The 16,474-nt window shown below is 62.9% G+C and carries 18 protein-coding genes; 12 read left to right on the top strand and 6 right to left on the bottom strand.

From position 1 onward, the window contains the following. Positions 1-9 precede the first annotated feature (9 nt). From recN to NKI58_RS18855, 6 genes are all read left to right on the top strand, one after another. On the top strand, positions 10-1,683 hold the full coding sequence (gene recN, locus NKI58_RS18880; RefSeq protein WP_352853592.1) for a DNA repair protein RecN: 1,674 nt from the start codon (positions 10-12) through the stop codon (positions 1,681-1,683). A 240-nt stretch (positions 1,684-1,923) separates the two neighbouring features. Continuing rightward, entirely contained in the window at positions 1,924-4,131 is a 2,208-nt protein-coding gene (gene ligA, locus NKI58_RS18875) for an NAD-dependent DNA ligase LigA (protein ID WP_352786627.1), read from the top strand. After that, positions 4,131-4,823, top strand: a complete 693-nt coding sequence (locus NKI58_RS18870; RefSeq protein ID WP_352786626.1) for a DUF2461 domain-containing protein — start codon at positions 4,131-4,133, stop codon at positions 4,821-4,823. Before ligA ends, NKI58_RS18870 begins: the two co-directional genes overlap by 1 nt. Before the next feature lie 122 nt (positions 4,824-4,945). Further along, on the top strand, positions 4,946-5,674 hold the full coding sequence (locus NKI58_RS18865; RefSeq protein ID WP_352786625.1) for an AzlC family ABC transporter permease: 729 nt from the start codon (positions 4,946-4,948) through the stop codon (positions 5,672-5,674). Beyond that, positions 5,671-5,967, top strand: coding sequence for an AzlD family protein (locus NKI58_RS18860; protein WP_352786624.1), 297 nt, complete (start codon positions 5,671-5,673; stop codon positions 5,965-5,967). Before NKI58_RS18865 ends, NKI58_RS18860 begins: the two co-directional genes overlap by 4 nt. A gap of 316 nt (positions 5,968-6,283) precedes the next feature. Next, positions 6,284-7,174 carry a LysR family transcriptional regulator gene (locus NKI58_RS18855; RefSeq protein ID WP_352786623.1) on the top strand — a complete coding sequence of 297 codons (891 nt, stop codon included), beginning with the start codon at positions 6,284-6,286 and terminating at the stop codon, positions 7,172-7,174. Here NKI58_RS18855 and NKI58_RS18850 read toward each other — a convergent pair. Beyond that, positions 7,164-9,008, bottom strand: a complete 1,845-nt coding sequence (locus NKI58_RS18850) for an aminopeptidase P family protein (RefSeq protein ID WP_352824925.1) — start codon at positions 9,006-9,008, stop codon at positions 7,164-7,166. The genes NKI58_RS18855 and NKI58_RS18850 overlap by 11 nt on opposite strands. Positions 9,009-9,209: 201 nt before the next feature. Here NKI58_RS18850 and NKI58_RS18845 point away from each other — a divergent pair, with 201 nt between their 5' ends. Next, positions 9,210-9,389: a hypothetical protein gene (locus tag NKI58_RS18845; protein WP_031211768.1), complete on the top strand. Its 180-nt coding sequence runs from the start codon at positions 9,210-9,212 to the stop codon at positions 9,387-9,389. Positions 9,390-9,428: 39 nt separating this feature from the next. On the opposite strand, the gene NKI58_RS18840 is transcribed toward NKI58_RS18845, so the two are convergent. After that, a complete protein-coding gene (locus NKI58_RS18840) occupies positions 9,429-10,301 on the bottom strand; it encodes a 50S ribosomal protein L11 methyltransferase (RefSeq protein ID WP_352786621.1) in 873 nt (290 codons plus the stop codon). An 11-nt stretch (positions 10,302-10,312) separates the two neighbouring features. Further along, positions 10,313-10,891: an SCO family protein gene (locus NKI58_RS18835; protein ID WP_352786620.1), complete on the bottom strand. Its 579-nt coding sequence runs from the start codon at positions 10,889-10,891 to the stop codon at positions 10,313-10,315. Between the two features lie 205 nt (positions 10,892-11,096). Between NKI58_RS18835 and NKI58_RS18830 the strand changes: the two genes are divergently transcribed. The 3 genes from NKI58_RS18830 (at position 11,097) to NKI58_RS18820 (ending at position 12,924) form a co-directional block, all read left to right on the top strand. Continuing rightward, positions 11,097-11,585 (top strand): CreA family protein, encoded by a 489-nt coding sequence (locus NKI58_RS18830; protein WP_352786619.1) that lies wholly within the window; start codon positions 11,097-11,099, stop codon positions 11,583-11,585. Between the two features lie 96 nt (positions 11,586-11,681). Continuing rightward, entirely contained in the window at positions 11,682-12,323 is a 642-nt protein-coding gene (locus NKI58_RS18825; protein WP_352589494.1) for a DapH/DapD/GlmU-related protein, read from the top strand. A 169-nt stretch (positions 12,324-12,492) separates the two neighbouring features. After that, positions 12,493-12,924 (top strand): low affinity iron permease family protein, encoded by a 432-nt coding sequence (locus tag NKI58_RS18820; RefSeq protein WP_031211766.1) that lies wholly within the window; start codon positions 12,493-12,495, stop codon positions 12,922-12,924. Between the two features lie 69 nt (positions 12,925-12,993). Here the strand turns inward: NKI58_RS18820 and NKI58_RS18815 are convergent, their stop codons facing one another. After that, entirely contained in the window at positions 12,994-13,866 is an 873-nt protein-coding gene (locus tag NKI58_RS18815) for an SDR family NAD(P)-dependent oxidoreductase (RefSeq protein ID WP_352786618.1), read from the bottom strand. 129 nt (positions 13,867-13,995) lie between these two features. Between NKI58_RS18815 and NKI58_RS18810 the strand changes: the two genes are divergently transcribed. Then, entirely contained in the window at positions 13,996-14,277 is a 282-nt protein-coding gene (locus NKI58_RS18810; RefSeq protein WP_029351415.1) for a hypothetical protein, read from the top strand. 7 nt (positions 14,278-14,284) lie between these two features. Here NKI58_RS18810 and NKI58_RS18805 read toward each other — a convergent pair whose 3' ends face one another. Continuing rightward, positions 14,285-14,860 (bottom strand): TMEM175 family protein, encoded by a 576-nt coding sequence (locus NKI58_RS18805; RefSeq protein ID WP_352786617.1) that lies wholly within the window; start codon positions 14,858-14,860, stop codon positions 14,285-14,287. 183 nt (positions 14,861-15,043) lie between these two features. Between NKI58_RS18805 and NKI58_RS18800 the strand changes: the two genes are divergently transcribed. Continuing rightward, a complete protein-coding gene (locus NKI58_RS18800) occupies positions 15,044-16,252 on the top strand; it encodes an MFS transporter (RefSeq protein WP_352786616.1) in 1,209 nt (402 codons plus the stop codon). A gap of 9 nt (positions 16,253-16,261) precedes the next feature. Here NKI58_RS18800 and NKI58_RS18795 read toward each other — a convergent pair. Beyond that, on the bottom strand, positions 16,262-16,474 hold a 213-nt coding region (locus NKI58_RS18795), incomplete at its 5' end, for a hypothetical protein (RefSeq protein WP_352853590.1).

Below are 16,474 nucleotides of genomic sequence, written 5' to 3'. Positions count from 1 at the left end.
CGCGTCCCCATGCTCTCCAGACTGTCGATCCGCGATATCGTTCTGATCGAGAAGCTGGACATGGACTTCTCGTCCGGCCTTTCGGTCCTTACCGGCGAAACCGGCGCTGGAAAATCCATCCTGCTCGACGCTTTGTCACTGGCGCTTGGCGCCCGCGGCGACGCTTCGCTGGTGCGGCATGGCGCGGCACAAGGCCAGATCATCGCCGTGTTCGACGTGCCGCGCAACCACGCGGCTCGCATGCTGCTTGCCGAGAATGCCATCGAGGACGACGGCGACATCATCCTGCGCCGCGTCCAGACGGCTGACGGCCGCACGCGCGTGTTCGTCAACGACCAGCCGTCCAGCGTGACGCTGATGCGCGACATCGGCCGTGCGCTGGTCGAGATCCACGGCCAGCACGACGAGCGCGCTTTGGTCGATCCCGGCGCCCATCGCGAGTTGCTGGACAGCTTCGGCGGTCATCTAGGTGCCGCGCGGGCAACAGGCGAGGCGTGGCGGCACTGGCGCGCCTGCGAGCAGGAATTTTCACGGCACCGGGCCAAAGTCGAGGCAGCTGCCCGCGAGGCCGATTATCTGCGTGCAGCGGTCGCCGAATTGACCAGGCTCGATCCGCAACCGAGCGAAGAGACCGAGCTCGCCGAACTGCGCGCCGCGATGATGCGGGCGGAAAAGATCGCCTCCGAAGTCCACGATGCGCAGGATGTGCTCTCGGGCCCGTCCTCGCCCTTGCCGCAACTGGCCAGCCTGCTCAGGCGGCTGCAGCGCAAGGTGACGGAAGCGCCCGGCTTGCTCGAGGATGTCGTCAAATCGCTCGACGAGGCGATGCTGTCGCTCGACGCGGCGCAGTCGGGCGTCGAAGCAGCACTTCGCGCCACCGAATATGATCCGCAGCGGCTGGAGAAGGCTGAGGAGCGGCTGTTTTCGCTGCGCGCCGCCTCGCGCAAGCACAGCGTCGCCGTCGATGACCTGGCGCAATTGCGTGACACCATGGCGGCCGACCTTGCCGATCTCGACGCCGGCGAAGAGCGCCTGCATGCGCTGGAGACACAGGCTGCAGCGGCGCGCCAGGCCTATGACATTACGGCGGCCCAGCTATCGTCGCGTCGCCATGCGGCGGCCGTCGGGCTGACCAAGGCGGTGATGGCCGAACTGCCGGCGCTGAAGCTCGAACGGGCCGAGTTCATCGTCGAGATCGCAAGCGATGCCGAGAGCCGCATGGAAGAAGGCATCGACCAGGTCGAGTTCTGGGTGCGCACCAACCCCGGCACCAGGCCCGGCCCGATGATGAAAGTCGCTTCCGGCGGTGAGCTTTCGCGCTTCCTGCTGGCGTTGAAGGTAGCACTCGCTGACCGGGGCTCGGCGCCGACCTTGGTCTTCGACGAAATCGACACCGGCGTCGGCGGTGCGGTTGCCGACGCCATCGGCCAGCGGCTGGCGCGGCTGGCAAAACGCGTGCAGGTGCTTTCGGTCACGCATGCACCACAAGTGGCGGCGCGCGCGGCGACGCATTTCCTGATCTCCAAATCAGGCGGGGCCGACCGGGTCTCGACCGGCATCGCCGAGATGGACCGGGCGGCGCGGCAGGAAGAGATCGCACGCATGCTCGCCGGTGCCACCATCACCGACGAGGCGCGCGCGGCGGCCGAGCGGCTGCTGCGGGAGAACACCGCTGCAGCCTAGAGCGGTTTATCGTTTCACGGAAACGCCGAACCGCTCTACCTCTTTGTTTGCGCAATTCCGGACGGAAAACCGTTTCACACTTTTCCTGGAATTGCTCCAGGCGAGTTCGTTTCCGGCGCTCGCGACCTGAGTCAGGATATGGCTCCATCCTGCTGTTCAGGAATGATTTTCCGTGTCTGGTCTCTCCCTCATGAGAGAATCCTGTTCTATTGTGTCGCGCCACCGTGGAGGGAGCAGTGCATGGACGAAAAACCAGTCGATTCGCTCAGCGAAAGCGAGGCGGCAAGCGAGTTGAAGCGGTTGGCGCAGGAGATCGCCGAGCACGACCGGCGCTACCATGGCGAGGACGCGCCGATTATCACGGATGCGGAATATGACGCGCTGACGCGGCGCAACCTCGCCATCGAGCAGCGGTTCCCGCATCTTGTGCGCGAGGATTCGCCCTCACGCAGGGTCGGCGCGCCGCCGGCGGAAGGTTTTGCCAAGGTGCGCCACGCGGTGCCGATGCTCAGCCTCGCCAAGGCCTATACCGACCAGGACGTCGCGGACTTCATCGAACGGGGCCGGCGATTCTTTGATCGCGACAAGGATCTGAACATCGCCTTCACGGCGGAGCCGAAGATCGACGGGCTATCGGCTTCCCTGCGGTATGAAGGCGGTGTGTTCGTGCAGGGAGCAACGCGCGGCGACGGCGTCGTCGGCGAGGACATCACCGCCAATCTCAAGACCATCGCCGATATTCCCAAGACCTTGAAGGGATCGGACTGGCCCGAGGTCATCGAAATACGCGGTGAGGTCTATATGACCTACGCGGAATTCGAGGCGCTGAAGCAACGTTCGGCGGCGATAGGCGGCCAGGATTACGTCAATCCGCGTAACACGGCGGCCGGGTCGCTCCGCCAAAAGGACCCGTTAGTTACCGCCAGCCGCAACCTTAAATTCTTTGCTTACGCCTGGGGCTATACTTCAAAGGATCCAGCTCCGACCCAATACGATTCCGTGCAGAAATTCGCCGAGTGGGGGTTCAAGGTCAGTCCGCTGATGGTCCGGGCAAAATCGGTCGAGGAACTGGTCGCGCATTATCACCTTATCGAGGCCCAGCGCTCATCGCTCGGCTACGACATCGACGGCGTCGTCTACAAGGTCGACCAATTGGAGTTGCAGCGCAGATGGGGCTTTGTCACCGGCGAACCACGCTGGGCGATCGCTCACAAATTTCCGGCCGAACAGGCGATGACGACCGTGCTCAGGATCGACATTCAGGTCGGCCGTACCGGTACGCTGGCGCCCGTTGCCCGGCTTGCGCCCGTCACGGTCGGCGGCGTCGTGGTCGAAAATGTCACGCTTCACAACGAAGACTACATCAAGGGTCTGGACAGCAACGGCCAGCCGATCCGCGACGGCTATGACGTGCGTATCGGCGACACGGTGGTCATCCAGCGGGCAGGGGACGTCATTCCGCAGATCGTCAGCGTCGTAGCCGACAAGCGTCCGCCAGATGCGGTGCCCTACGAATTCCCGCACAAATGTCCGATCTGCGGCTCGCCGGCAACGCGCGAGATCAACGAGAAGACCGGCAAGGAAGATTCCCGCCGACGTTGCACCGGCGAACTGATCTGTCCTGCGCAGGCCGTCGAAGGATTGCGCCACTTTGTGTCGCGCGGCGCCATGGATATCGAAGGCCTGGGCGCTGAAAACATAGACCTGTTCTTCAATGCCGGGTTGGTCAAGACAGCCGCCGATATCTTCACCCTCCGGGACCGCCGTCCCGCCGTCACCAAGGCGCTGGCGGAGCGACGGGAGGAGCAGGCCAGGCAGCGCGAGGCCGCATCGGGCAAAACGCGCAAGAATGTACGCAGCGTCGAGGAACGCAACTATGACGGCCTCGACAAGCTCTTCGCTGCCATCGACGCCCGCCGCGAACCCGAACTCGATCGCTTCATCTTTGCGCTGGGCATCCGCCATATCGGCGAAACGACGGCCGCTGTGCTGGCCCGAACGTTCTCGACGATCGAGGAGTTGATCCGCATTGGCAAGGAGACAGCAGCGGCAGCCGATCCACACACCGTTTTTCCTTCGATCAACGGCATCGGCGATACGGTGATAGGCGCCCTTCGCGATTTCTTCGGCAATGAACGCAACGACGCCGTGCTTGAAGCGCTGCTCACACAGGTCCACCCGAAGCCGTACATTGTGAACGTCTCAGCCGATAGTGCGGTCGCCGGCAAGACAATCGTGTTTACAGGCACGCTGGAAAAGATGACGCGCCCGGAGGCCAAGGCGATGGCCGAACGTCTCGGCGCGAAGGTCGCCGGCTCGGTTTCCGCGAAGACCGATCTTCTGGTGGCAGGGCCAGGCGCCGGTTCCAAGCTGAAGGAGGCGACCAAATTCGGCATCGAGGTGATCGACGAAGACACCTGGCTGCAGCGGATTGGCAAGGGCGGGTGATGGCGGCTGCGTTCAACGGTTTTGGGCAAAAGGCCATTCCCTTCCTCAAGGCGCTGGATTTTCATCAGAGCCGGGAGTGGTTTTTGGAAAACCGCGACCTTTTCGAGCGCGACCTGCGCGATCCCTTCGGCGATCTGGTCGAGACGCTCTCCGAGCGCTTCACGGCCGCGGGGCTCGGCCTGCGCGGCGACCGCAAGAAGTCGCTGTTCCGGATTAACCGCGACGTGCGTTTCGCCAAGGACAAACGGCCTTATAACCGGCATTTGTCGGCGATCCTTTCGCCCGACGGCACCAAGATGGAACAGGGCGTGTTTTACGTCCATATCGGGCTGGAGCGCTGCTTTGCCGCCGTTGCCTGGTGGCAGCCCGGACCGGAGCTATTGCTGGCGCTGCGCAACGCGATCGCGAAGCGGTCCGCTGAATTCCGCAGCCTCGTTGCGGCGCTGAAGAAGAACGGCCTCGAGTTCGACCCGGACGGCTGCATGAAGCGCACGCCGCGCGGCTTCGAGCATATCGCCGAGCCCGATCTCGCTGCCGCGATCCGCAACCGGCATTTTGCCGTCCGGCACGCAATCGAGCCGGCGAATATCTACGGAGCTGGATTGGTCGACGAGCTTGTCGACTTCGCCATGCGGGCAAAACCGCTGCTCGACTGGGGCAGGGCGATCGAAGGCAAGGCTTCGCCGCGCTAGGCTCGGAAGGGAGCTTGCCGCGACGCTTCAGCCATCATTTCCGCTGATCGTTTGCCTCAAGCAAATTGGTGTGACAAGCCGGGCCGCTCTCTCTACATACGGCCGTTCCCAAGGAGCGATCGATGTCGGCGGAAGCAATCTCCGAAAACGGAGCGAAAAGCGATTTCTGGGACGGCGTGCGGCTCAGCATGCCCGTCGTGGTGGCGTCGGCGCCGTTTGCATTACTATTCGGGGCGCTCGCCGCCGACAACGGGTTTTCCGTGCTCGAAGCGTTCCTGATGAGCGCAACGGTGTTCGGCGGCGCCAGCCAGATGGTGGGCATCGAGCTGTTCGGCCAGCATGTCGCTCCGTGGCTGATCGTGCTGTCGATCTTCGCGGTGAATTTTCGCCATGTCCTCTATTCGGCTGGCATCGGCCGGCGCATTGCGCATTGGCCGCTGGTGCAGCAGGCGATAGGCTATTTTGTGCTGACCGATCCGCAGTTCGCGGTGGCCGAGCGCAAGGCGGAGGCCGGCGAGACCGTCGGGTTCACCTGGTATATGGGGCTTGGGCTGCCGGTCTATGTGTTCTGGATCATCGAAAGCGCGCTCGGCGCGATGTTCGGCAAGCTTATTCCCGACACCCATGCGCTGGGCATCGATTTCCTGCTGCCGATCTATTTTCTCGGCCTGGTCATGAGCTTCCGCAAGCGGCCGCTGTGGCTGCCGGTGGTCGTCGCCAGCGCTGCCGCCTCCATCATTGCCTACAAAACGGTCGGCTCGCCTTGGCATGTCTCCATCGGTGCGCTGGCCGGCGTGCTGCTCGCCGTCATCCTGCCGCCCCGCCACAGCGGCGTGGAGGCACGGCGATGAGCACGACCTTGTGGATCATCGTCGCCGCTGCCATCGCGACCTATCTGACCCGCATCGGCGGTCATCTGGTGATCTCCCGCTTCGACCATATCCATCCGCGCGTCGAGGCCGGGCTCAGCGCCGTTCCGGCGGCGGTGCTGACCACGCTGGTGGCGCCGGCGGCCGTGAGTGCCGGGCCGGCGGAATGGGCAGCCTTGATCGTCGCCGGCCTGGTCTCGCTGCGTGGCGGCCTGATGGCGATGTTCCTGGCGGGTGCTGCCGTGCTGATCCTCGCCCGGCAGCTCGTCGGCTGATCGACTTTTGCCTTGGCGGCGAGAGCACACATGCGCTTTACCGCAGCGACTATTGCCGCGCCGACCCGCGACAGGCTCAGCCGGATCGCCTCCGCTCTCTCCTGGTGGGCGCCACGCACGGCGTCGCTATAGAGCGCTTCGCGCTGCTTCGGCGTCAATGCGCTTAGATCGATCGGCTGGATGCCGAAGGGCTCACGCGACATTTCCATCTCCCCTGGTTTGCCGTGTTGATCGGCAGCTACACCGGCGATTTACGGGAAAGGCATAATCAGTTAAAATGAATAATTAAGATCGTTATGTTCTCCAGGAGAGATGTATGGATTTGGCCGATCTGCGCATCTTCCGCACGGTGGTGCGCGAGGGCGGAATCACCAAGGCGGCGGAAAAACTGTTTCGCGTGCAGTCGAACGTGACCACACGCATCCGGCAGCTCGAGGAGGATCTCGGCGTGCAGCTGTTTATCCGGGAGGGCAAGCGCCTGCACGTATCGCCGGCCGGTCACAGACTGGTTGGCTATGCGGATCGGCTGCTGGCGCTTGCGGAGGAGGCGCGAACGGCGATGCTCGATCCACGCCCGCGCGGCACTCTTCGCCTAGGTGCTATGGAGAGCACCGCCGCGGCACGGCTTCCAAGTCTGCTCGCCGAATACCATGCACGGCATCCCGAAGTGGAAATCCAGTTGCGCACCGGCAATCCGCAGGTTCTCGCGACCGCCATGCTTGCCGGTGAGCTCGATGCAGCGTTCGCCGCCGAGCCGATCGCTGACGTTCCGTTCGAAAAGCTGCCGGCATTCCACGAGCAGCTGGTCATTGTCTCGGCGGCATCGTGCGTTTCGGTCGAAGACCACCTGGACATGCCCAAAACCATGATAGCCTTCGAGCACGGCTGTCCGCACCGCAAGCGGCTGGAACAATGGTATGCGCGCAGAGGGTTCATGGCCGAGAAAACCATCGAGCTTGGTTCATACCATGCCATCCTTGGTTGCGTGGTGGCTGGCATGGGCATAGCGCTGATGCCGAAAAGCGTGCTTTCGGGTTTCCCGGAAAGCCGCTGGCTAAAGCTGCACGAACTGCCCTCTGACGAAGACAATGCCGTCACGGTGTTGTTCTGGCGCAAGGGAGCCGGTTCTCCCAACGTCACCGCTTTGCAGGGACTGCTTGCGGAGCAAAGCCTGTCAACCGGCGTTGCCGCCGCGGCTATTGCTTGAAGTCGTGCGGCAGCGGCGCGGTTGTCTTTTCCAGCCAGGCCAGCGTTTCGCCGTCGAGCATCGGTCCGATCTCGGCCAGTACGCGCGCATGGTATTCGTCAAGCCAATGCAACTCGTCGCGGGTTAAAAGGTCCGATCGAACCAGCCGCTTGTCGATCGGCGCCAGCGTCAGTGTCTCGAAGCCGTGCATGGCGATGTCGCCGTCCTCGATTGCCTCGGCCGGTGTCACCAGAATCAAGTTCTCGATGCGGATGCCGTAGGAACCTTCCTTGTAATAGCCGGGCTCGTTGGAGACGATCATGCCGGCCAGCAGCTTTTCGGTACCGGTCTTGGCGATACGCTGCGGGCCCTCATGCACGGCGAGATAGGAGCCGACACCGTGCCCGGTGCCATGAGCGAAATCGCAGCCATGGTTCCATAGCGCCAGGCGCGCCACGGCATCGATTTCGGAGCCGCGCGTGCCTTGGGGGAAGCGCAGCATGGAGATGCCGATCATGCCTTTCAGCACCAGCGTGAAGCGCTCGCGCATCTCCTCGGTTGGCGTGCCGATCGGCACGGTGCGGGTGATGTCGGTGGTGCCGTCCTGGTACTGTCCGCCGGAGTCGAGCAGGAACAGCTCCCCATGCTCCAGTTTGCGATTGGTGGCGCGGGAGACGCGGTAGTGCATGATGGCTCCGTTAGGACCAGCGCCGGAGATGGTATCGAACGATACGTCGCGCAGTGGCATCTGCGTTTCTTCGCCGGTCTGACGGCGCGTCTCCTCAAGCTTTGTGACAACGGCGATTTCGTCGAGCGTGCCGGGCTTCTGGCGGTCGAGCCAGCACAGCAGCTTGGCGACCGCGGCGCCGTCGCGGCGATGTGCGGCGCGTGCGCCGGCGATCTCAGCTTTGTTCTTTGTTGCGCGTGGAATGCGGGCCGGATCGGCCGTGGCAATGACGGTGCCGCCATTATCCTCGACCAGCATTCTGAGCTTGTCCGCCGCGAGAACCGGGTCCAGCGCGATTTTTGCGCCGCCCTTGGCCCGGGTGACGATTGCCGTTTCGAATTCACCTGGTTCGTGCAATTCGGCGAGCTGCGTCAGGTAGGCCGCGACGGTGCGCGAAAACTTGCGCTGGTCCATGAAAAGCAGATGCGAGCCGTCGGCGGCGAGCACGGCAAAGCCGAGCGCCAGCGGTGTGTGCGGTACGTCGCCGCCACGGATGTCGAACGCCCAGGCAATGGAGGAGGGGTCGGTCAGTACGGCATGGGTGGCGCCGTCCTTCTCGGTGGCCGCCGCCAGCCGCACCAGCTTGTCCTTGGCCAGTTCGCCGGCAAAGCCGATCGGGTGGATCTCGACCGGCCCCAGTGGCGGCCCGGGCTGGTCCTGCCAGATGGCGTCGATTGGATTCTCTTCGAGCGGCACCAGTATCGCGCCTGATTTCTCGGCCGAGGCCTTCAGCGCCTTGACGTCACTGATCGTATGGAGCCACGGATCGAAACCAAGTCGCACGCCCTTGCCGAGATTGTCCTTGATCCAGTTGGCCGGCGGGTTGTCGACAAGGCTCTCGATCGAAAAGATGTCGAGATCGACCTCCTGGCGCACCTGCAGCGTGTAGCGCCCGTCGACAAACATGACGGCGCGCTCGCCAAGCACAATGGCGACTCCGGCCGAGCCGCTGAAGCCGGTCAGCCATTTCAGCCGTGCCGAGCGATCGGCGACATATTCGCCCTGGTGCTCGTCGGCACGGGGCACAATGAAGCCATCCAGCCCGTTCGCCGCCAACCATTGGCGCAGCATTGCCACGCGCGGCTTGCCAACGGCCGGATCGCCGGCGGAATCGAAGGTCTGGAACATGTCGGCTCTCCTCGAATGCTGGCGCGACCGTAGCGCATGACTTCGAAAATCGGAATCGATTTTCGGACCGATCATTCCCGGTTGCTGCGTGTCTCTTTGCGCATGGACGCCATGCAGAATCGTCGATTTCAAAAAGCGTCAGCAAGGCTTACCTTCTTCACGTGGAGGAAAGAGTCCTATTGCCCTGCAAAGGAGACCGTCATGTCCACGATTTCACCTAGACGCGGATTTTTCAGAAACGCTGTGAAAGCGCTGATCGAAGCTCGCCAGCGCGAAGCGAGCCGGTATGTGAGCGGCGTTCTGCTTGGCTTTGACGACGAAACGCTGAAAGCGCACGGCTACGATCGCGAACAGCTGAAGAAAGCGGCGAACTCGCGCTAGGTCCGAGTTGATTCCGGCTTGCGTTGAAGGCGCTGCGCCTCAGCGCTTGAGGTGAATCGTCACCCAGCCCCCGCGGTGCAAGGTGCGGACGTGCCGGAATTTCTGGGCGACATAGGCCGCGATTACCGCATCGCGCTGGCGCTCGAGGATGCCCGATAAAACGATCGAGCCACCGAGCGCGATATGTCCGGCCATTTGCGGCGCCAGACGCATCAGCGGCCGCGCCAATATGTTGGCGACGATCAGGTCGAAGGGCGCACGCGCGGCAAAGATCGGATGATGAAAACCGGGCGCCGCCACCGTTTCAATGAGCCCCTTGACCTGGTTCAGCCGCGCATTGGCGGCGGCCACCTTGACGGCGACCGGGTCGATGTCGGTCGCCAGCACCGGGATATGCGCAAGCCTGGCCGCTGCGATCGCGAGCACCGCGCTGCCGGTGCCAAGGTCGAGCGCGTTGCGCGGATGTTCGCGCCGTACGACCTGCTCCAGCATTTCGAGGCAGCCGGCGGTGGTGCCGTGATGGCCGGTGCCGAAAGCAAGGCCGGCCTCGATCTCGATGGCGAGCTCGCCGCTGTGGCGCTTCCTGCGGTCATGCGCGCCATGGACGAAGAAGCGCCCGGCCCGCACCGGCTTCAATCCCTCCAGCGAGCGCGCCACCCAGTCGATGTCGGGCAGCGCTTCGCGCGCTATCGGTTTCGACAGCGACAGTCCGGCAAGGATGTCCCTAAGCCGCGCCTCGACCGCATCAACGTCGTCGTCGGCATAGAGCGATACTTCGTGGATGTCGCGGTCCTCGTCGACCTCGAGCACCGCAATCGGCAGGCCCTCATCGTCGAATGCCGCACCGAGCGCCGCGAAGATGCGGTCAGCCTCGATCTTGCCCGCGGTGAAATACAAACGCGTCTGCGTCATTACCGGATGTGTCAACCTTCCGCCGCCAGCCGTTTGAGCTTGGCGATGGCGGCATCCGGGCTTTCGCCATAGGCAATGGTGCCGGCGAAATCGCCCTTGGCGTTGAGCAGCAGCACCGAAGCAGTGTGGTCCATCGTGTAGTCGCCGTCGTTCGTGTCGACTTTCTTCCAGTAGATGCTGAAGGACTTGGCCATGGCGTGGACCTTGTCGGGATCGCCTGATATGCCGAGGATGCGATCGGAGAAATTGCTGACATAGGTGTTCATGATTTCGGGCGTATCGCGCTCCGGGTCGACCGTAACGAAATAGGCACGCAGGTTCTTGCCGTCGTCGCCCATCGTCTTCAGCCAGCCGGCCAACTCGAAAAGCGTGGTCGGGCAGACTTCCGGACAATGTGTGAAGCCGAAGAAGACGACGCTGGGGTGGCCGCGAAAGGCGGCTTCGGTGACCGGCGCGCCCTTCTGGTCGACCAGCGTGAAAGGTGCTCCGAACGGCTCGCCGCCATAGTGTCCGCGGTACCAGTCGAAGGTGAGCCAGCCGATTCCGGCGGCCATCAGGACGAGAATACCGACCAGAATTGAACGCATCATCAGTGAAGTCCGTCGTTATTTCCATCGGGCGCCGGGTTGGCGCCGTGAAGGCCCTGGCTTGGCGAACACTCTTAGCGGTTCGGTCGCGCCGACGCAAAGATGTCGCGTTGCCGCAACCGGCAATCCTGTGGGAGGCGATCTGCTTGCAAAGCGCTGCCGTTCGTCCCACCTGAGGTCGGCAAAATTCGAACCGCAGGAGGCCTCTTTGCGAAAACTGATTGGCGGCGCGTTGGCCGCATGCCTTGTCATTGGCGCCAGCGCGGCCGCCGCCGAGGAAGTCGGCAAGGTCGGCGTCGATTGGCTCGGCAACGACATCATCGTCGAGGCGATCAAGGATCCGAAGGTCGAGGGCGTGACCTGCCACGTCTCCTATTTCGACCGTGGCGTGATCGACCGCCTGCAGAAAGGCAACTGGTTCGAGGACCCGTCCGATTCCTCGATCTCCTGCCGCCAGACCGGGCCGATCACCATTGGCGACATCGACATGAGCGAGGCCGGCGAGGAGGTGTTCAAGCAAGGCATCAGCCTGATCTGGAAGAAGCAGGTGGTGAACCGCATCTACGACAAGGCCAACGAGACCCTGATCTACCTGTCGCATTCACGCCAGGTGCAGGATGGCTCGGCAAAAATGTCGGTCACCACCGTGCCGCTCTACGGCCAGAACGTGGTGTGGACCAGCGGCAAGCCGAAATAGAGACTGAAGGTGCTACGGGGTCCTTGGCGCGTCCAAACGGATGCGCGGCGCTGCACTCGGCTTGCGAGACTATGCGCGCGGGCGTAAAGCGCGCGCATGGACCGTCCCGAACACCTTGTCCTGAAAGATCCCGAGCCGCGCATCCATCCGACGGCGGAGCTGAAGGCGTGCAAGCTTGGACGCCACGCGTCGATCGGGGAGCGGGTCATCCTGCGCGAGGTGACGGTCGGCGACTTCTCCTACTTCGAGCGCCACGCCGAGGCGATCTATACGACGATCGGCAAATTCTGCTCGATCGCCGCCAACAGCCGCATCAATGCGCTGGAGCATCCGGTCGAGCGGCTGACGCAGCACAAAATCAGCTATCGGCCCAACGAGTACTTCCGCTGGCTGGGTGTCGATCAGGCATTCCGCGACCGGCGGCGGGCGAGAGCCGTCAGCATCGGCCATGATGTCTGGATCGGCCATGGCGCCGTGATCATGCCTGGCATAGTGATCGGCAACGGCGCGATCGTCGGTGCCAATGCGGTGGTGACGCGAGACCTGCCGGCCTATGCAATCGTCGCCGGCGTTCCGGCCAGGCCATTGCGGCAGCGCTTCAGCGCGGGAACTGCGGCCCGGATCGAACGTCTTGCCTGGTGGGACTGGCCGCTCGAGAAACTGGCCAGGGCAGTTCCCGACATGCAGGCCTTGCCCATCGAGGCTTTCCTCGACCGCTGGGAAAACGGCGCCGCCTGACTTCGGGCGCATCTGCAAGCGGTCCGACGGCCTGCGCGATCTGCTCCTCCAACAATGTACCCGCGACCTTCCGCCACGAGGGAACCAGGAGCGGCTGCCAACTGTTTCTGCAGACACAATGAACTCGGCTTCCGTCCGGGTTCGTCGCCCGGCTGTTGAGGGAGTTTGAATGATTGAGAAGCTTTTCACCAGGATCGCCAACAACGTCGCCCATTTTGCCGGCCTGCCGCCGACGTTTGCCGTCTGTTTCCTGATCATCGTCGTCTGGGCGGCAAGCGGGCCGATGTTCGGCTTTTCGGACACCTGGCAGCTCGTCATCAACACCGGCACGACGGTCGTCACCTTCCTGATGGTGTTTCTCATCCAGAACACCCAGAACCGCGATGGCGCCGCGATCCAGGCGAAGCTCGACGAATTGATCCGGGTCAGCACAGCCCAGAACACCTTCATCGGTATCGAACACCTGACTGAGACCGAAGTCGAAGAGATCCGCAAGAAATGCGAACAGGCAGCGAAGCGGCATGATCAGAAGCTTGCCGAGTTGGCAGCCGAGAAAGCCATGGCGAAGAAGCGGAACACGAAGAAGCATGCGGCGGCGTGATATAAAGGTCTGGCGCATACCTGCGAAGATCGGATCCGATTCTTTGCTACGGTGATCTTCGGTTCGGGATCATGCGCTGCGTGTCATGAATGCCGTGAAAGCATCCTTGTAGTCCGGATGCCAGCGCGACAGGGCAGGACGGTTCTCGATGATGTCGCCAATCGCCCAGGCCATGCGCTTTTCGTCCATGGACCGGGTCGCCTCGTTATCGGGACACAGGATGTAGAAATCGCCGCGCAGTAGCGAGGCCAGCATGAAGTCGATGACCTGCTCGCCGGTCCAGGCTCCGGCCGGCTTTTCGGCGGCGCCTTCGGTCAGGCCGGTAAAAGTGAACCCGGGGATAAGCAGATGCGCCGCGACACTGGCGCCCGGCTCGTTGCGCAGCGCGTACGCCAGGCCTTCGGTATAGGTCTTCACGCCCGCCTTGGAAACGTTGTAGGCGAGGTTGCCGGGCGGCGTGGTAATGCCTTGCTTGGAGCCGGTGTTGACGATCAGGCCGGGCTTTCCCGCCGCCAGCATGTGCGGCGCAAAGGCCTCGACGCCATGGACGACGCCCCAGAAATTGATGTCCAGCAGTCGCTTCCAGGCGTCACGGTTCTCCCAGGGCTTGCCGGGGTTGTTGCCGACGCCGGCATTGTTCATCAGCAGCGACACGTCGCCGAAAGTGCCGGATGTCCTTTCGGCGAGGCGGTCGAGCTCGGCGGCTTTCGAAACGTCGGTGGCAATGGCAATCACGGCGCTGTCGCCGGCGATGGCGGCGACGGCGCGTCGGGCCTCATCGAGGCGTGCGCCGCCGATATCGGCCAGCACGATCTTCATGCCCATCGCCGCCAGCCGTTTGGCCGCGGCAAGGCCGATGCCGCTGGCCGCGCCGGTGATGACAGCGACATTGCCGGAGGCAAGTGCGGGCAGGGAAGTCTGGATCTCGGCGTCGGTGGTCATGATTTTCTCCTGTTCTGGCCGCGGCGAACTTAGCGCGGAAAGAGGCTCGCGCAAGCCGGTGCCGGCATCTTCGGGTTGACCGCATCGGCGGGCGCTGCGCATGCTGATATCGAAAAGGAGACCTGACGATTGACCGACTGGATCGAGATCCTGAAAGAACAGACCGCCACCGGCGACCAGATGAGCCGCGAGGTGCCGCAAATGCTTGCCAATCCCGACATCAGCGAAGCGCAAGTGAAAACGCTGTTTTCGGCGCTCGAAAAACAGGCCGAATTCGTCGAAAAGCTGCGCATGGCGCTGGAAAAATTCGGCCATGATTTTTCAGTGATCAAGGCGGCCGAGCGGCTGGAGGAGCGCTACGCCGACCTTGCCGCTTCGGTAGCGGAAAAGCTGAAAGCAATGCGAGGCTAGACGGGGCCTATTTCTCGATCAGCCGCTCGAAGCGCCTGTCCGGCACGAACCAGACCATCGCCACCAGGACATAGATCGCGACACCGATCCAGTGATTGACGAAGGTCAGCGCGATGGCGGAAAGATAAAGGACCAGCGAGATCTTTCCTTTGAGGTCATTGCCCAACGCCCTGGCGAAAAGGGTCTCGTTGCCGTGCAGTCGATGCAGGGCCATGGTGAGGATGTTGAAGCCGATGGCGCAGAGCGCCAGGTCGACGCCATAGACGGCAACCGGCACCGGCGCGAAATGGTTCTCACCCATGAAGGCTGTCGTCGCCGGCATCAGCGATAGCCAGAACAGCAGGTTGAGGTTCGCCCACAGCACGCGGCCGTCGACCCGCTGCACGGTATGGAACATGTTGTGCAAATTATTCCAGTAGATGCCGACATTGATGAAGGACAACACATAGCTGAGGAATATCGGCCAGACTGGTGCCAGCGCGGAAAAATCCTCGCCATGCGGCACCTTCAATTCCAGCACCATGATGGTGATGATGATGGCGACCACGCCATCGGTGAATGCCTCGACTCGTCCCTTGCCCATGAATCTCCCCTGACAATCCTCTGACGTTAGAAGAGGATATCACTCGGCGCTACCGGCAAAAGCTGCCCAAGTTGTCAGGAGCAAGCCAAGTTGTCAGGAGCAAGAAGGGGGAGGGGAACGGCTGACGCGAAAACGGCGTTAGAGTGTCAGGTCCCGAATATCACGCTATCAAAGGTTGAAAAAATGACAGCTCACGCTCAAGTCATGACGCGCGATTACGGACTCGGCGGCCGTGCTGCAGCGGCCGCCGTGGCCGCCATGATCGCGGCTCTTTTCGCCGGCAGCACGGCGCTGACGCCGCTTTACATCATCTACAAGCAGGTCTTCGGCTTCTCGCAGATCACTTTGACGCTGGTCTACGCCGTCTATGTCATCGGCAATCTGGCGGCGCTGCTGATGTTGGGGCGTGTGTCCGATGTCATCGGGCGCCGTCCAATGGCATTGGCCGGGATGGCGGTGGCCGTGGTCAGCGCGGTGGTTTTCCTGTTCGCCGAAAATGTCGCATGGCTCGACATCGCCCGAATTCTGAGCGGACTGGGAATCGGCGTCGGCGCGGGCACCGGCACCGCCTGGCTCGCCGAATTGCTCCCGACCGACGACAAGTCACAGGCGGCGACGATTGCCACCAGCACCAATTTTCTCGGTCTCGGCCTTGGTGCGCTGGGGGCCGGGTTGCTCGCCGAATACGCGCCTTGGCCGCTCAGGCTGACATTCGTCGTCTACCTGGCGATGCTCGCGACTGTAACCCTGCTGGTCTGGCGCACGCGGGAAACCGTTTCGCGGCCGGGGAAACTGGCTGACGTTTCGATGCGGCCGCGGCTTTCCGTGCCCGATGCCATCCGCGCAAGTTTCGTTGCGCCGGCGGTGACCGGCTTTGGCGCAATGGCGCTGGTCGGCTTTTATGCAGCACTCGCACCGAGCATTTTGGCGCAGCAGCTGCAGGTAACCAACCATGCCGAAGCCGGCGCTCTATTCTTTGAATTGGCAATCGTGACCGCCGCCACCATTGTAGTGACGGCACGTCTTTCGAGCCAAGCTGCGATGTTCGCGGCGCTTGCGCTGATGATCCCAACCGTCGCGCTGATTGTTGCGGCGCAGGTCTTCGCCTCGATGGCCATAATGATTGCCGGGACCGCCTTGTGCGGCGTGGCGGCAGCGCTCGGCTATCGCGGCGGCTTGCAAGTGGTGAACGAGATCGCGCCGGCGGACCGGCGCGCCGAAGTCGTCTCGGCCTTCTTCATCTGCTGTTTTTGCGGCAACGCGCTGCCGGTCATCGGCATCGGCGTTCTGTCGACGGTGGCAGGTGCGACCGTGGCAAGCCTGGCCTTTGCCGGCATGATTGTCGTCTTTTCCCTGGTCGCTCTCGGGTTTGGCGCGAAATACGCGCGCTGAGCCGACCTTTCAGCCGTTCGGTGTCTCGGGCGAAAGATGCGCGCGCTGGCGCGGTACGCCGAGGCCGGTATCCGGCGGTTCGCCGGCAGCCGATAGTGTGCTGAAGGTTCTGCAAAAAGTTTTGGAGAGAGAACGGCGCTTGCTCTGAGGGGCGAGCGGCCATGGCACGGTGGTGACGTTGCGATCACCGATTCCCGTGGAAGGGGAAGTGCCATGACCAAT

The organism is Mesorhizobium sp. M0522 (assembly GCF_040321085.1).
In the GTDB taxonomy this organism is placed as follows: domain Bacteria; phylum Pseudomonadota; class Alphaproteobacteria; order Rhizobiales; family Rhizobiaceae; genus Mesorhizobium.
Note: the sequence above shows the minus strand (reverse complement) of the source record. Positions and strands in the feature narration are given on the sequence as shown.

Bases quoted from the DNA above. Each gene is read 5' to 3' on its own strand.
- NKI58_RS18820 (WP_031211766.1), top strand. From the start codon at position 12,493: ATGATTGAGAAGCTTTTCACCAGGATCGCCAACAACGTCGCCCATTTT.
- recN (WP_352853592.1), top strand. From the start codon at position 10: ATGCTCTCCAGACTGTCGATCCGCGATATCGTTCTGATCGAGAAGCTG.
- NKI58_RS18865 (WP_352786625.1), top strand. From the start codon at position 4,946: ATGTCGGCGGAAGCAATCTCCGAAAACGGAGCGAAAAGCGATTTCTGG.
- ligA (WP_352786627.1), top strand. From the start codon at position 1,924: ATGGACGAAAAACCAGTCGATTCGCTCAGCGAAAGCGAGGCGGCAAGC.
- NKI58_RS18805 (WP_352786617.1), bottom strand. From the start codon at position 14,860: ATGGGCAAGGGACGAGTCGAGGCATTCACCGATGGCGTGGTCGCCATC.
- NKI58_RS18860 (WP_352786624.1), top strand. From the start codon at position 5,671: ATGAGCACGACCTTGTGGATCATCGTCGCCGCTGCCATCGCGACCTAT.
- NKI58_RS18825 (WP_352589494.1), top strand. From the start codon at position 11,682: ATGGACCGTCCCGAACACCTTGTCCTGAAAGATCCCGAGCCGCGCATC.
- NKI58_RS18815 (WP_352786618.1), bottom strand. From the start codon at position 13,866: ATGACCACCGACGCCGAGATCCAGACTTCCCTGCCCGCACTTGCCTCC.
- NKI58_RS18800 (WP_352786616.1), top strand. From the start codon at position 15,044: ATGACAGCTCACGCTCAAGTCATGACGCGCGATTACGGACTCGGCGGC.
- NKI58_RS18855 (WP_352786623.1), top strand. From the start codon at position 6,284: ATGGATTTGGCCGATCTGCGCATCTTCCGCACGGTGGTGCGCGAGGGC.
- NKI58_RS18850 (WP_352824925.1), bottom strand. From the start codon at position 9,008: ATGTTCCAGACCTTCGATTCCGCCGGCGATCCGGCCGTTGGCAAGCCG.
- NKI58_RS18840 (WP_352786621.1), bottom strand. From the start codon at position 10,301: ATGACGCAGACGCGTTTGTATTTCACCGCGGGCAAGATCGAGGCTGAC.
- NKI58_RS18835 (WP_352786620.1), bottom strand. From the start codon at position 10,891: ATGATGCGTTCAATTCTGGTCGGTATTCTCGTCCTGATGGCCGCCGGA.
- NKI58_RS18845 (WP_031211768.1), top strand. From the start codon at position 9,210: ATGTCCACGATTTCACCTAGACGCGGATTTTTCAGAAACGCTGTGAAA.
- NKI58_RS18870 (WP_352786626.1), top strand. From the start codon at position 4,131: ATGGCGGCTGCGTTCAACGGTTTTGGGCAAAAGGCCATTCCCTTCCTC.